The organism is Vibrio sp. HB236076, assembly GCF_040957575.1.
In the GTDB taxonomy this organism is placed as follows: Bacteria; Pseudomonadota; Gammaproteobacteria; order Enterobacterales; family Vibrionaceae; genus Vibrio.
The window spans coordinates 345,724-361,555 of sequence record NZ_CP162602.1 but is presented as its reverse complement, the minus strand read 5'-3'; the positions used below and the strand labels follow the sequence as shown (position 1 = coordinate 361,555).

The 15,832-nt window shown below is 45.9% G+C and carries 8 protein-coding genes; 4 read left to right on the top strand and 4 right to left on the bottom strand.

Annotation, left to right across the window (positions count from 1 at the left end; all coding sequences use genetic code 11):
• Nucleotides 1-272: 272 nt before the first annotated feature.
• A complete protein-coding gene (locus AB0763_RS14875; protein ID WP_306099226.1) occupies nt 273-1,922 on the bottom strand; it encodes a methyl-accepting chemotaxis protein in 1,650 nt (549 codons plus the stop codon).
• 284 nt (nt 1,923-2,206) lie between these two features.
• On the opposite strand from AB0763_RS14875, the gene AB0763_RS14870 reads away from it, so the two are divergent.
• On the top strand, nt 2,207-2,803 hold the full coding sequence (locus tag AB0763_RS14870) for a DUF2057 family protein (RefSeq protein ID WP_306099225.1): 597 nt from the start codon (nt 2,207-2,209) through the stop codon (nt 2,801-2,803).
• Nucleotides 2,804-2,873: 70 nt separating this feature from the next.
• On the opposite strand, the gene glgB is transcribed toward AB0763_RS14870, so the two are convergent.
• From glgB to AB0763_RS14855, 3 genes are all read right to left on the bottom strand, one after another.
• Nucleotides 2,874-5,048, bottom strand: coding sequence for a 1,4-alpha-glucan branching protein GlgB (glgB, locus tag AB0763_RS14865; RefSeq protein ID WP_306099224.1), 2,175 nt, complete (start codon nt 5,046-5,048; stop codon nt 2,874-2,876).
• A gap of 269 nt (nt 5,049-5,317) precedes the next feature.
• Nucleotides 5,318-7,507 (bottom strand): 4-alpha-glucanotransferase, encoded by a 2,190-nt coding sequence (gene malQ / locus AB0763_RS14860; protein WP_306099223.1) that lies wholly within the window; start codon nt 7,505-7,507, stop codon nt 5,318-5,320.
• Between the two features lie 15 nt (nt 7,508-7,522).
• Entirely contained in the window at nt 7,523-9,973 is a 2,451-nt protein-coding gene (locus AB0763_RS14855; RefSeq protein ID WP_306099222.1) for a glycogen/starch/alpha-glucan phosphorylase, read from the bottom strand.
• A 162-nt stretch (nt 9,974-10,135) separates the two neighbouring features.
• Here AB0763_RS14855 and malT point away from each other — a divergent pair, with 162 nt between their 5' ends.
• From malT to sstT, 3 genes are all read left to right on the top strand, one after another.
• Nucleotides 10,136-12,883, top strand: coding sequence for an HTH-type transcriptional regulator MalT (gene malT, locus AB0763_RS14850; RefSeq protein ID WP_306099221.1), 2,748 nt, complete (start codon nt 10,136-10,138; stop codon nt 12,881-12,883).
• A 371-nt stretch (nt 12,884-13,254) separates the two neighbouring features.
• A complete protein-coding gene (locus tag AB0763_RS14845) occupies nt 13,255-14,166 on the top strand; it encodes a DUF368 domain-containing protein (protein ID WP_306099220.1) in 912 nt (303 codons plus the stop codon).
• A 422-nt stretch (nt 14,167-14,588) separates the two neighbouring features.
• Nucleotides 14,589-15,800 carry a serine/threonine transporter SstT gene (gene sstT, locus AB0763_RS14840; protein WP_306099219.1) on the top strand — a complete coding sequence of 404 codons (1,212 nt, stop codon included), beginning with the start codon at nt 14,589-14,591 and terminating at the stop codon, nt 15,798-15,800.
• Nucleotides 15,801-15,832 lie beyond the last annotated feature (32 nt).

The window sequence follows — 15,832 nt, the reverse complement described above, 5'->3', positions numbered from 1 at the left end:
TATTTCATTGTATCTCTTACCATTGTCACTCGATACGTGGGCAGTGATAATGACGCACAAGGGCTTAATAACGAGGCAAAAGGCGGGTTTATTGCCACATAATAAGTCTGGTTAATTATTGTCACGACGATGGTTTAAAAGCCAACATCGCGTTTTTAACCCGTGTTTGAGTCCTGTCGCTAGTAACTTGTTATCAATTTTTCGCCGAGATTAAAGCAAAAAAAAGCGCCTAGGAGCAGGCGCTGTTTACTTAAGAGACAAAAGCTTGGCATCTAACTCAGTTTAAAGACGCCAATTTGCTGGGACAATTTCTCAATCGACGTCGACACGTCTTCAATCGCTCGATTCACTTTAGCGCTACCTTGAGTGACTTGCTCACCTTGTTGGTTCATCAACTCCATGTTGCTGTCTACTTGACTGACGACGGCGCTTTGCTGCTCTGTCGCCGCGGCGATCTGCATAGAAAAGTCGGTAATGGTATTCACCCTTGAATTAATCAAGTTCATGGCCTCACCAGCAGACTCTGTGTAGGTTGACGTCTCAGAGGCGCGCTTAGAGCTAGAATCAATCACATTGACCGCTTCGCTCACTCCTTTATTTAATCGCTCAAGCATATCTTGAATACTCTGTGTCGATTGTTGGGTTTTTTGTGCCAACTGGCGAACTTCATCGGCTACCACAGCAAAACCTCGACCAGAATCACCCGCCCTCGCCGCTTCAATCGCTGCGTTCAAAGCGAGTAAGTTCGTCTGCTCAGCAATACCGCCAATAACATCAATAACGGAAGTGATATCGTGACTGTCTTGCTCTAAGCGACTGACCACTTGCGCGGCGGTTTCCATATCAGATAACAAGCTGCGCATTTTCTCAACCGCCAACTGAATGTCTTGGTGCGATTTTTCGATATCACCTTTTGACTGATTAGCTTCATCCGCAGAATTTTGTGACTGGGTAGCCACTTCACTGATGGCTGAGTTTAACTCTGACACCGCATCGACCATTTCTTGTAAAGAGCGGCTTTGTGAATGGATATGAGTTTGTGTATCCGCAGACACTTGATGGATACTCGCAGAGCGATCTTTAATTTCGACCACTTCATTATTGACTTTGAGCAGTAACGCCTGCAAATGACTCAAGAATTGATTGGTTGAACGAGCCAATTGAGAGAGCTCATTATTGCCAATTTCAGGTAACCTCAAGGTTAAATCACCACCAGACTGACTGAGTTCTTGCATTTTACTTTTCAATAAATCCAATCGTTCAATAAGCGATTTTGGCAGCCAAATCAAAAAGAAGAGACCGATTAGAATCGTCACACAAGTAATGTACAGCGTATGGGTCAACTGTTCTTTTTCGATGACGACGGTTTCATCAGCGATGAGGTGTCGAAACTCATCTAAACGGCCTTCAAATTTATCGTAAAAGTCACGCGTTGAACTAAACAATTGATTCTGTTCGCCCATTAGCAACTCTTGCGCCTTTGTCAGTTGGTTGCTATTAATCAGTGCCACCACCTTATCAGCACTGGCTTTCCATTGCTGGAACGACGCTTCAAACGCGCGTTGATGCGCATTGGCATTGGGCAAACCCGCTGCGGTGGCTAACGCTATCGGGTGCATCATACGATCAAGTGCTTGTTGTTGGTTTTCTGTATACCCATCAATGAATTTGGCTGGATCAGCGCCATCTTGAGCCGCGGTTAAGGCATCGCGAAGGCCAATAGCCGATTGATAAAGATCGCGGTCGCCATTGAGCAGCTCCAACGAGGCTGGGGTAATTTGTATTAATAGTTGATCAACATGTTCCGTTAATTGCTTGTTGTTATTCCAACTGACACCAGCCAGTATCAGTAGCGCGGTGATCATAAGCACCAATGGAATCGTCAACTGGCTTCTCAATGGTAAATTTGCGTACGCTTTCATCCTGTTTCCCTCAAAGTCAAAGCCAAAAATAGACTGCCAAACCGTGCCTCTGCCCTCTTATTTTCTTTCCGTTAAAAAACCGTTTTTTTAGGTGTACTAAATCGCGGGGCATGATTTTTAAACTATATCGGTCGAGTTGTTGACTCTTACAGGGGGAATTATTTGATCCGTGATATTCATCAACTAATTTGGTGATTTTTATGAGAAAGGCCTAAAAAATCGATTCATCATATCTTCATTTCTCTGTGTCACACTGGTCTAATATCAACAGGAAAACTACTGTCATGAAAAAATCATTTATTCTAGTCGGGTTAATGTTGAGCGCTTTCAACAGTTATGCTGAGGTCAGTATCGAGGTGCCAGATACGATCCAAATTTTAGCGGTCAACCAACAGGCGCCAAAACTCGAAGGCCATTTTTTTGCAAGCCAGAAAAACCTCACCCTTGCCGACGGCGAAAACCAAATCGTTTTTCGTTACCGTCCCTATTTTGATAAAGGCAGTGAACAGGTGATTGTCGAAAGCAAAGTCATTATTGCTCGATTTCATGCAACGAAAGAAAACCTTCGGTTTGAGCTGCCCCATTATCGCGATATTGACCAAGCGCAAGAGGCCATTGCTGATTTGCAATGGCGGTTACTCAATCAAGATAATCACCCAATTGAGCTCACGCAAGACAGACTGATCAAAGAAGGGATTCAAATCGGCCGAGACTACGTGCTCGAGGTTAAAGCTTACAACCAAAATGGCGGTAAAGCGGCTGTGTTGAGCAAACCCCTTACCGGTCCAGACAACAGTGTCGAGCAAGCACTGCATTATTGGTACCAACAAGCCGATGCCGACACTAGGCAGAAATTTAAAGCCTTTATTAACCAGCAATAAAATCCAATAAAGGTGGTGGATTGATGGCAGCCATCAAGCACTCAAACCAGAATACTTGATGGCTTTTGGCTTAGTCGAGATAGCGGTAAAAAACCGTCGCTAGGGGTGGGAGGCGTAAACACAGCGATTGAGCTTGCCCATCTTGAGCGCTCACTTTGGTTGTCACCTCTGACAATACCGAGTAATCACTGCCGCCATAAACGGCATTATCCGAGTTTAGCAGCAACTGGTAACGCCCAGCCTTTGGCACCCCCAAGCAATATTGATCATGAGGTACAGGAGTGAAATTGGTAATAATCAACACGCGTTGTCCATCAAGTCCAATCCGCTCGTGAGCAATAATACTCGCCTGACTATCGTCTTGTTTACGCCACTCAAACCCTTGTGACTCTCGATCGTTTTGATAAAGTGCAGGGGTATTTTTATACACGTCGTTAAGTTCAGACACGAGACGCTGAATGCCCTGATGGCGATCAAATTGCAACAAAAACCACTGCAGTTGGTCATCGTGATTCCACTCGGCGGTTTGCCCGAGCTCATAACCCATAAAGTTGAGTTTTTTACCTGGCTGACCATACATATAGGCCAAGTAGGCTCTCAAGTTTGCCGTCTTTTGCCATTCATCACCTGGCATTTTGTCTAACAGGGCTCTTTTTCCGTGCACCACTTCATCATGAGACAGTGATAAAACGTAATTTTCACTGTGGGCGTAAATCAGTGGAAAGGTGATGTCGTGATGATGGTATTGTCGATAAATAGGCTCTTTTTGAATATAGTTGAGTGAATCATGCATCCAACCCATGTTCCACTTAAAACCAAAGCCCAAACCACCGTATTCCGTGGGCGCGGTCACACCAGGAAAAGCCGTCGACTCTTCTGCAATCGTCATGGCTTTGGGGAAATGGAGGTAAACTTGCTCGTTGACCCACCGGAAAAAATTGATCGCATCGTAGTTTTGATTGCCGCCGTCTTGATTGGCAATCCATTGGCCGTCTTCTCGGGAATAATCCAAATACAGCATTGAGGCAACGGCATCAACACGGATGCCATCGATATGATATTTATCTAGCCAGAACAGGACATTGGCCAACAAAAATCGCCTGACGTGTTCTTTGCCTAAGTCGTAAATAAAGGAGTTCCAATCCGGATGCCAACCGCGACGTGGGTCGGGGTCGTGAAATAACGGCGTGCCATCAAAGTTCGCTAAGCCGTGACCATCGGCTGGGAAATGAGCCGGTACCCAGTCCAAAATAACGCCAATGCCGGCTTGATGACACTGATCGACAAAGAATTTAAAGTCATCGGGTTTGCCGTAACGACTGGTGGGAGCAAATAATCCCACCGGTTGATACCCCCAAGAGCCATCAAAGGGGTATTCCGAAATCGGCATCAGTTCAATATGGGTATAGCCAAGAGAAACAACATAAGGGATCAGCTGCTCTGCTAACTCGCGATAGGTTAACACCTGGCCGTTTTCATGACGTTTCCACGAGCCTAAATGCACTTCATAAATCGATATGGGTTGCTGATGTAATGGCTTGTGTTGACGATTTTGCCAAGCAGTGTCTTGCCATTGATATTGGCTGTGATCATAAACAACAGAGGCGAAAGAAGGGTATTGCTCCGCATAATAGCCCCAAGGATCCGCTTTATGAGGGAGTCCAGTGCCATCAGGTCCCTTAATTTCAAACTTATAACGCGTCCCCTCTGGCAAGTTAGGGATAAAAATCCCCCACACACCGTAGTCTAGCTTTTGCATCGGACACAGTCGACCATCCCAGTGATTAAACTCTCCAATCACACTGACCGAAGAGGCGTGAGGGGCATAGACTAAAAAGCGCACCCCGGAAATCGACGCCTCACCTCGCTGTAAAGTCACACAGTGGCTGCCAAGCGCTTGCGCCATTTTATCGGCCTGGTGAAGTGTCTCAAAGGCGCAGTAAATATCGTGAAATTGATATGGGTCTTCAATCAGCCACTCTTGATCACCTTTTTGCGCGAGTAAGGTGTAGTATTGGTCAGTCAAATCTAATGAGGATTCAAGAGTAAAGACACCTTGGTCGCCAACAAGGGCGAACCGCTCATCACCTAAAGACAAAAAAACGCGCTCGGCTTCTGGTGACCACACTCGTAAAGCAACATTTTTATCGGACTGATACGGGCCTAAAAAACTGAAAGGATCAGCAAAATTTGCCGCTGACAATTGAGCAATAACTTGCTTGGTATGACGTGGATGACAATGCAAAGGACTCTCCCTGTTCACACGTTTGGAATCATTTATAATCGAATTATCGTGCCAATCTCATTTGATAGCAGGGCGACATAGCGGGTAAAAAACTCGATAAGCCATTGAAAAAATCACCATTTGAAAACCAAATACCCCCAAATTAGTGACTCGGTTATCAAGTTTTTTAGCGCTATCACTGACCGAATACGTATCAGATTGGTATTACTCTTTTTGTAAACGCTGAATTTCGATATTCTTACCTTGAAGGAAACCCAGTTTAAATGCAACTAATTGAGCTTTCTTGCTTGGTCAATTGTGACCGCTAACCTCTCTACCTGTTGATGGTTAAACAAGTCCTCGATAGTCACCGACAGTTTTCGGCGCCAATTGGGGTACTCCTCAACCGTACCGGGAATATTGACCGGTAACTCCATTCCTAACCAATCTTCTAACTGCACCGCCATCAAGGACGAAGAGCCCAGCGCCAAATGTTGATGCAGCGCTAAGGCTAGCGTGTCATCCATCGGCACATACCGCGCGTCGTGCCCAATGTGACTGGGTAAACGCTGATACCAATGCAAACTATTGAGGATACTTTGTTTATCAGCCAGTCTTTCATCGTACAATCGCTTTAGGATGTCAGGATCATCATACAGACCAAATTCTTGCCCCATTTTAAGATCGTGGCAATGCCAATACCCTGTCAACGTCGGCATATCATGGGTACACAAGGTCGCAATCGACTTAGGTTGATGATGCTCTGGGGACACGATTCCACCATCGTGTTTTGATTGCTCAAAGAAATAGACGATAAAAGCATAAATACCGGTATCGAGAAGCTGTTGTTTGATCTCTTCAGGCACCGTCCCCAATGCCTCGCCAATCACACTGCACTTCGCAAGGTGAGATTCTAGCGCTAACAAGCCGAGTAAATCTTCTACTGGGTTATTAACATAACCGCCTTGATCCGCTCCCCCCGTTCTGGGAATCCACCACAAACGCAGTAAACCTAAAATATGATCAATACGCAGCGCGCCGCAATCTTTCATATTTTCGCGTAACAAGGCAATAAAACTTTGATAACCATTTTGTTGTAGTTGCCGAGGATCCCACGGTGGCAAGCCCCAATTTTGACCTTTCGGTCCCAGGACATCTGGCGGAGCGCCGATACTGGCAGAAAGCACCAATTGCCCCTCATCAGCCCAGGTTTCACTGCCTGAGTCTGCCACACCAACGGCGAGATCGCGATACAACCCAATCTTCATCCCTAAGGCATTGGCTAAACCCTGCGCCTCATCGAGTTGCTGGGCTGCAACCCATTGTAAATATTTGAAGAAATCTACCTTTTCTTTATTATCCAACACAAAAGCTTGTGAACCTTTCGCGTGGAAATGGCGAAAAGCTTCATCAAATACGGGCCAACCCCATACGGTTTTATCGTCGTTTTGTTGTTGACAGTGAATGGCGTCAAATGTCGCTTGATGAGTTAAGCTTGCTCCCCCCTGCTCGACAAATTCGACAAAGTCTTGCCCACGCTGTGAGTGCGTCAGTAAATGTCGCTGTACAAAGTCTTGATACAGCAAAAACAACACCTCGAGTTTTAACTCACTCACCAAACGATAATCGACCCAATCACTTTGCCTTGCCTGTTCAATTTTGTGTTGAAACTCAGTACTGCCCACTCGCTCTTGCGCCGTTTCACAATGTGAAAATTCAGCAACGGAGGTCACATCGATATACAAGGTATTTAGCCAACGTCGTGACGATGGACTATAAGGACTGACGGCTTCAGGGTTGGCGGGAAAAAGCGCGTGTATTGGGTTTAAGCCGATAAAATCGGCCCCTCGTTGCGCCATTTCACTCACTAACAATTTTAGATCACCAAAATCGCCAATACCCCAGTTATGTTCACTGCGCAATGAGTATAACTGAACACTCGGACCCCATAATTTTTCCCCCGCCGCTAATGCCGGTGCTTGGTAGCACTGCTGAGGGACAATCGCCACTTGAACTTGATAAGGATGACGGCGACGCTTGCGAATCACCGTCAGTTGGTGATAACCACATTCCAGCTCAACGGGAAGGTGTATGAACAGTGCCCCCCCTTGTTTTCGCTCATCTCTTACGACCGCTGCTTGCAAGTAACCTTCAAAGCATTCACCTTTGCTTGATTTAAGCTGCCATTGAAAGTCACTGGGCCGAACGGTGACGCCAAGGTTTAAGGCAATTTCGACTGCCTCTCCTTGTTTAATCACCGTTAAAGGCGCAATAATATCTGGCTTATTGATTTTTTCAGCCGACAGACGCAGCGCATCTTCACTTCGCGTGTCATAGCCCAAGCAAGCCAATAAGTTTAACTGAACTTGACTATCAATGTCGGTCTCTTGCCCCCAAGCATTGATATATCGTTGCGATAAATTGGCTCTTTTTGCCAACTCAACAATCACTTCTTCACTGATTTTTTCTGCAGGTTCCATCAACAATCTCCTTGCTTATCGAGCGGCAACGTCCAAGTGCCAAATGCGTTCAACGTAATCTTGAATAGAGCGATCAGAGCTAAATTTCCCCATTCTTGCCGTGTTCAAGATAGCCGATTTGGCCCATCGCTCAGGTTGCAAGTACAGAGCATCGACCTCGCGTTGTGCTTTTTCATAAGCCGCAAAGTCTGCCAAACACAAATAGGGATCGCCGCCATCGAGCAAACTGTCATAGACAGCGCGCAATTTACCCGGTTCACCAGGCGTAAATTCGTCGCCCAATAACAAGTCCATCGAGGCTTTTAACAATTCATCGTTATGGTAATAATCAAAGGGGTTATAGCCTTGTTGACGCAGTTCAGACACTTCATCCACCGTTAAGCCAAAAATGAAGATGTGATCGTCACCCACTTCTTGTTGAATTTCGACATTCGCCCCATCTAGAGTGCCGATCGTTAAGGCGCCATTCAGTGACAGTTTCATATTCCCCGTCCCTGATGCCTCCTTACCTGCCGTCGAGATTTGTTCGGACAAATCCGCAGCCGGAATAATTAACTCGGCAATACTGACGCGATAATCGGGTATAAAGACCACTTTTAAGTGCTCACACACTTGTGGGTCGTTATTAATTTTTTCGGCAACCTTATTGATGGCAAAGATAATCTCTTTTGCAAGGTGGTACCCTGGCGCCGCTTTCGCGGCAAAGAAAAACACTCTTGGTGCCATGGTAAAACTGGCATCGTTTTTAAGGCGGTAATACAGCGATAAAATGTGTAATAAATTCAGGTGCTGGCGTTTGTACTCGTGCAGACGTTTAATTTGAACATCAAACAATGCGCTTGGGTCAATCTCGACATCGAGATGCGCTTTCACCCATTCGGCCAATTTGGCTTTATTATCCAGCTTGATGTCCATAAACGACTTTTGAAATTCTTTGTCGTCCGCTAGAGGCGTCAACTCTTGCAGTTGTTGCAAATGCTTAGGCCAGTTTTCACCGATGTGACTATCAATCAGAGCAGACAAGGCTGGATTACAAAATTTAAGCCAGCGCCTTGGTGTTATCCCGTTGGTGACATTGGTCAAGCGCTGAGGAAACATCAAATCGAACTCAGGAAACAAGTCTTTTTTTACCAGTGATGAGTGTAACTCTGCTACGCCGTTGACGGCATAAGACCCGACCACAGACAAGTTAGCCATGCGTACCATGCGATGGAACCCATCTTGGATAATCGACAGTTTTTGTTGCTTAGCCACATCACCAGGCCATTTTTTGCGAACTTCAATCAAGAATCTGTGGTTAATTTCGTAAATGATTTCCATGTGCCTTGGCAGCAGTTGCTGAATCAGTGCTTCATCCCAGGTTTCAAGGGCCTCAGGCAACAAGGTATGGTTCGTATAAGCAAAGGTCTTGCTACAAATCGCCCATGCCTCGTCCCACTCTAATTGGTATTGATCGACAAAAAGACGCATCAGCTCAGGGATGGCAATGGCTGGGTGGGTATCATTGAGCTGTACGGTGTGAAACTCTGGCAGTGATGCCAGTGAACGATTTTGGGCAAGGTGGCGTCTTAAAATGTCGTGAATCGAGGCCGCACTGTGAAAATATTGCTGCATCAGACGCAGCGTTTTGCCTTTTTGGTGGTTATCGTTTGGATAGAGCACCTTAGTGATATTGCCAGCGTCAATCAAAGCGTGCTGGGCTTCGAAATAGTTGCCATTATTGAAACTTTCCAGCGAAAAAGGCGCAACTGCTCGACACTCCCACAAACGCAAAGGATAAACCGAGTTATTTTGATACCCCACCACAGGTATGTCCCAAGGCATGGCTTTCACTTCCATCCCGGGCACCCAGCGACGGCGCTCTTTACCCGCCTCTTGATAAACCTCAACATGACCAAAAAAGCCTATGTTTTGCGCAATTTCTGGGCGGGCGATCTCCCACGGATACCCTTCAACCCCACACCAAGCATCCGGGGCTTCTTTTTGTCGCCCTTGTTCAAAAGACTGCTTAAATAAGCCGTACTCATAATGAAGGCCATAGCCTACGGTTGGGTACTCTAACGTTGCCAGCGAATCCATAAAACACGCGGCCAATCGTCCAAGGCCACCGTTGCCCAGTGAGGGGTCACGCTCATTTTCAAGTAAATCCACCAATGGCTGGCCAAGCTCACTCATCACTTGTTCAACTTGTTGGTAAACGCCCAGACTAATCAAGTTGTTACCCGTTAAACGCCCAATCAAGAATTCAAGAGACAGGTAGCTTAACTGCTTCGATTGAGTGATAACCGGATCCGTTTCAGTATTGAGCATGGTCAGTACCGTCTGTTCGGCCAATGCACTGCCCATCGCCAAGTACCAATTGCGGGGCGTCGCATTGTCTTGCGTTGTGGCATAGGTTGCGGATAAATGGCGAATAACGCTTTGCTTAAAGGCCTGTTGATCAAATGAAGCTTCTTGGGTTGTCATCTTAAATCTCTCTTTCCGTAGAGTGTGGATCTCTACTATGAGACGATTTTCATCTGGCTGCATCCTCCTCCTACATCTCATTTTAAGGCTGAGACAAAAGGCGTAGACAAAATTCCTGTTATACTGTGTTCAGTTGAGTATATTTTTGTGAAAGGATTGGCAATGAATGAAAGCAAAGGCGTAAAAAAAAGCCACGGTCAATTACCCTGGATACGGCACAAAAATCAATGCGCCACGTATCCACAAGAATGGCCTATTCGCCGCCGCTTAGACACCCTACTCCATCGCCATGACAGACATTACCAGTGCATTTTCATCGAGGCGCCAGCCGGCTTTGGCAAAACCGAACTGATGCGGCATTGGTATAATACTGTTGACAACAAAGGTTGGTTAACGCTTGATGTCGATGACAGTGATCCTCAGCGCCTGATCTATCATTTTTTAAAAGCCTGCTCTCTCGCCTGCCAACATCCCATGACCCGGTGTTTTGACTGGTTAGCCCAAGACAACGTCGAGCAAGCACTTGAAACGGCTCTTCTCATTTTACAAGACCAGCCCCGCCGCATGTATGTGTTTATTGATGATATCCATGAAGTGGCAAGCACGGATGCTTTCGCGATGTTATCGAAGTGGTTCAAGCCGTTGGCGTACTCAATCACACTGATCCTCAGTTCACGCCAAAAAATGCCTTTTGCCACCGCGAAACGCGTGCTCTCTAAGCAGGACGCATTAATCACTGCAACACAACTGGCACTGACTGAAGAAGAAGCACAACTCAGCGCACCCATAAGCGCAACACAAGCTGATGCATACATTGCTTATACCTCGGGCTGGCCTGCTTGTTTTCAACTGCTGTGCCAATCTTCAGAGCCAATCACCATCGACCCTCAAGATTTACCCTCTCTTGATCCCGACACAAAAAAGGGCGTTCTTCACTCGGCGATATACCAATACGTAACAGAAGAAGTCATTGCACCGCTGCCCTTAGACTTACAATCTGCCTTACTCGACTTGTCGCTGTTTGATACCGTCAACAACGCCTTACTTCACGCTTGGCCTTTTGAAACAAATATCGAGCACGCCGTTGAGCAATTGACCACACGCTTTCATTTACTCAGCCGTTCTCGTGACGGCCAACTGGGTATGCCGGCCGTATTAAAAGGCAGCTTAGCTCAACTAAGAAAGCAGCGTTTCAGTCAACAACAACAGGCATTAAGTCATCGGCAAGCCGTTGATACTTTTCTTGATTTACAAGACCACTCCGCCGCTTTACGGCATGCATTGGCAAGTCAAGAACTCACAATTTTAGAATCGATACTCAATCAGCACGGATGGCAACTGTTAAACAGTGGTCAAAGTGTATTGGTCGAACAGGCGCTCAATCAACTTCCTTACCCGCATATTCTGGCCCAACCGGAAATTACCGTCTTACAAGCTTGGGTTCATCAAGGGCACAGCCAATTTGGACAGGTTGAGCGCTGCCTCCTTGAGTCAGAGCAATATTGCACACAAAATAAGATCAATTGGTCGCGGTCGGCATCAGGCCGTTACTGTGCGTTATTAGCCCAAATTGCCATGAATCGACACCAGGCTGACAAAGGCAAGCGATTGGCCAAAGAAGCCTTAGATAACATCCCCGCCGATGACTATCGCAGCCAAATGCTAGCGACCTCTGTGCTCGGTGAGAGCAACTTAGTACAAGGGCATTTACTCCGGGCATTATCCTTAACACAGCAAAGTGAACGATTGGCCAGACGGCATCAAGGGCATCAACAAGTGCTTTGGTCTTTGATACAACAAAATGAAATTTACCTCGCTCAAGGACGTACTCAACACGCCTATCAGCATCAAGAGCGTTTATTTCAATTTGTTCAAGACTATCACCTGTCCAACCATTCCTTGCACGAGATGGTCATTCGTTTGCGAGTCAAGCTGCTTTGGCACTGGGGACGCTTCGATGAGGCCATGTCTTACTGCCAGCAACAACCATCAAATGATGGCGAACACGCCGCGTCACATGACCTCTATCGTCAAGCGTTAATGGCAATGATAATGTATGCCGATCCGATTAAAAAAAATTGCTTCATCGATTGGGATTCGCTCAGTGATACCTTAACAACGGGTGAATACCACCCCGATTGGGTTGCTCAAGCATCGTCTGCATTGATCTATCATTGGGTAGAGCGAGGCAACCAGCATGCGTTAGTCGATTGGCAGAAAAACCATTCCCTTCCCAATACCTTCTGCAACCACTTTGATCAATTACAAGGCAGAAATCACATTCGTGTCCTGCGTTTTCAAGCTCAGTTCAAACAAGCGATTCATTTGACTCACCAGCTCATCGATACCTGTCATCACCATCAACTAAATTTTGACTGCCAGCTCAATGAAATTCTCTTGGCCGCCTTATACGTTGACAATGGACAGAAAACCAAAGCCCGTGAAGTCCTCAGTCAAGTCTTACCCAAAGTGCAGTCAAGCGGAATCGTCACGGCTTTTTGTTTAGAATCATCCCGTCTGCTTGAACTGCTAAACGATTGGCAAGACGATGGCGCACGACACCCTTGGCCGAAACACCACTTGCAGTACCTGCAAAAAGCGATGCAACAAAGCCAATATTCAGAGCGAAATGCAGAAACCACATTATTTGCTCCCGCCTTTGTCGAACAACTCCTCCATCGCGAGACTGACGTGCCTGAATTTATTCGCACTAGCCCGCTCACACCGAGAGAATGGCAAGTACTTGGCTTTATTTGGCTCGGATTGAGCAACGAAGAAATTGCCTGCAAGATGGACGTGGCGTACACCACAATCAAGAGCCATATTCGCAACCTATACCAAAAACTTGCAATAAGCAGTCGCAAGCAAGCGAAACAAAAAGCACAAGCCTTGATGGATTTAATGCATTAGTGCCGTAGAGAGCGCAATGGGAAGGCAAAAAAAAGCCAATCGCAAAAAAGAGGCGATTGGCTATTATATGATGTGAACAAAGTCCGTTCACTAACAACGTCAGTTGGCTAGGTGACCCTCGGCTTAATTAGGGTCAATTTAATTAATGCATTTAGTGTGCCAACTTTTATATTCCATAAGTAATCGATAAATGCACTAAAAATGTGTGATTGATTCCAATTTACAATGAAACGTTGCATTATGCGAATTTCAATTTGCAAATATAAGCCTATTTTCATATTTTTGCAAAAAATCATTCCAAGGGCTGTATCGCCATTATATTGCGCGCGACTTTCGGTATAATCAGTCAAAAAGTCACATATGGGATTTTCATGTCAATACTCAAAACCGTGTTGAAAGGCATTGCTATGGGCGCTGCCGACGTCGTACCTGGTGTCTCAGGAGGAACGATTGCTTTTATAACGGGTATATACGATAAATTACTCGAAAGTATTCGCCGTATTAACCCCTCTTTGTGGCGTCTTTATCGTCAACAGGGATTTTCCGCGCTGTGGCAGAACATCAACGGGACGTTTCTGGTCGCTTTGTTTTCTGGCATATTGTTCAGCATTGCCACCTTAGCCAAAGGCATCTCTTGGCTCCTTAGCCACCATCCAATCCCCACTTGGTCATTCTTTTTTGGCTTAATTTTGGTGTCGGTTTATCACATGCTCACTCAAGTTGATAAAAAGCGATTTCATCATTTTGTGTTACTGTCTGTGGCTGTGGCTTTTGCCTATTTTATTACCGTACAAAACCCGATCGATTTATCTTTTAATTTAATGACGGTTTTCTTCGCCGGTATGATAGCAATCTGTGCCATGATACTACCCGGTATTTCTGGCAGCTTTATATTGTTGTTAATCGGGATGTACACTCCGATTTTATCGGCAATTAAAAGCGCGCAGTTCGAGGTGATTGGCATTTTTATCTTGGGTTGCATTACCGGCTTGTTGTGTTTTTCACATTTGTTATCTTGGCTGTTAAGGCAATATCGCCATGCCACAATGATGACCTTAACCGGGCTCATGATCGGTACATTACCTAAGATTTGGCCTTGGAAGGAAACCCTGACCTGGCGAATCAATTCACACGGTGAGAAGGTGCCTAACCAAGAGCACAACTTATCGCCTTGGCAATTTGAACAAACACTTCACCAAGACCCGCAAGTGTTGATGGCGGTAGTCATGGCTGCGCTTGCTATTGCTCTGGTTTTGGTATTAGAAAGAAAAACCCGCGCTTAACTCTCCTCTACAAGGCAAACACAAACGCTTTATGTTTGCCTATTTTCTGCATAAACGTCCTAAACAAATGATTTAGAGCAAACAAAGCTGCTAAATATCAACAAAAACTAGACACAAAATAATACCAAGTTAGTATATGACCCCTCAGTTCTTCACGAGCTGAGGCGGTCACAACCACCTTGTGTTTTTCGCACGGAAAAACCGACTTTTTCAACCTGGCGTATCACTTAAGTTCACTATGAAGGAATCATAGTGAGTGAAAGAAAACATCAGGACGTGAAAATCGGTCGCGAATCAACTTGTGTGGCGATTTCAATGCCAATTCACCTTGGCCTGGCGGTGCCCGTTTTTAGGCACTGACCGATAACATTGAGATCAACTACTACGGTCACACTATCACCTAAATATTGCAGGAACAAAATATGCAACCAAACACTCTCGTTGCTCGATTTTTAAATGGCAACTTAGTGCTTCAAATCTTAGCCGGTATTGTACTTGGCTTTATCGCCTCCATTGCAACCCCTGGGTTCGCTCAAGACATCGGTTTACTCGGCTCTCTTTTTGTCGGTGCCCTCAAAGCTGTCGCGCCCATTTTGGTTTTTCTACTCGTTGTCGCTTCTATTGCTCAGCAAGGTCAAGGCAGTCAAACTCAAATGCGCCCTATCGTCTTACTGTATTTAGTCGGAACGGCTTTGGCCGCTTTTGTCGCGGTTATTATGAGTTTTCTCTTCCCTACTACGCTAACCTTGGTCGAAAGTGCTCAAGGGGCGACACCGCCAAGCGGCATTGCAGAGATCATGAAAACCCTCTTGTTTAACGTGGTCGACAACCCTGTACGCGCTTTGGTTAATGCCAACTATATCGGTATTTTGGCATGGGCAATTGGTTTTGGCTTAGTCCTACGACAAGCCGGAGAAACCACGAAAACGCTACTACATGATTTCAGTCATGGCGTTTCTCAGATCGTAAAATTTATTATCCGCTTAGCTCCTTTTGGTATTTTTGGCTTAGTGGCTTCAACCATGGCCACGACAGGTTTCTCAGCTTTAGCCAGCTATGCTCACTTACTGGCGGTTTTGCTCTGCTCTATGCTGATTATTGCCTTGATCGTCAACCCTGCTATCGTGTGGCTGAAAACACAGCGCAATCCCTACCCCTTGGTATTTAAGTGTTTACGCGAAAGTGGTGTCACGGCATTTTTCACTCGCTCTAGCGCGGCGAATATCCCTGTCAATATGGCGCTTTGTGAAAAGCTTAATCTTGATGAAGACACCTATTCGGTATCAATCCCGCTCGGCGCAACGATTAATATGGCCGGTGCGGCGATCACCATCACCACACTGACCCTGGCAGCCGTTCATACCATGGGCATAGAAATCGATATCGCAACAGCTCTGTTACTTAGTATCGTTTCTGCGGTCTCTGCGTGTGGCGCGTCAGGCGTTGCCGGTGGTTCACTGTTATTAATCCCTCTGGCGTGCAGCTTGTTTGGCATTTCTAATGATGTGGCAATGCAGGTCGTTGGGGTTGGCTTTATCATTGGGGTTATCCAAGATTCTGCCGAGACGGCTCTCAACAGTTCAACCGATGTGGTCTTTACAGCAGCCGCGTGCCAATCTAAACAAGACGCTTAATCTCAAATCAACGCCCCAAACCTATCTTTTGG

Coding starts and splice junctions, on each gene's coding strand:
- sstT (WP_306099219.1), top strand. CDS start 14,589: ATGCAACCAAACACTCTCGTTGCTCGATTTTTAAATGGCAACTTAGTG.
- AB0763_RS14875 (WP_306099226.1), bottom strand. CDS start 1,922: ATGAAAGCGTACGCAAATTTACCATTGAGAAGCCAGTTGACGATTCCA.
- malQ (WP_306099223.1), bottom strand. CDS start 7,507: ATGGAACCTGCAGAAAAAATCAGTGAAGAAGTGATTGTTGAGTTGGCA.
- AB0763_RS14870 (WP_306099225.1), top strand. CDS start 2,207: ATGAAAAAATCATTTATTCTAGTCGGGTTAATGTTGAGCGCTTTCAAC.
- AB0763_RS14845 (WP_306099220.1), top strand. CDS start 13,255: ATGTCAATACTCAAAACCGTGTTGAAAGGCATTGCTATGGGCGCTGCC.
- AB0763_RS14855 (WP_306099222.1), bottom strand. CDS start 9,973: ATGACAACCCAAGAAGCTTCATTTGATCAACAGGCCTTTAAGCAAAGC.
- malT (WP_306099221.1), top strand. CDS start 10,136: ATGAATGAAAGCAAAGGCGTAAAAAAAAGCCACGGTCAATTACCCTGG.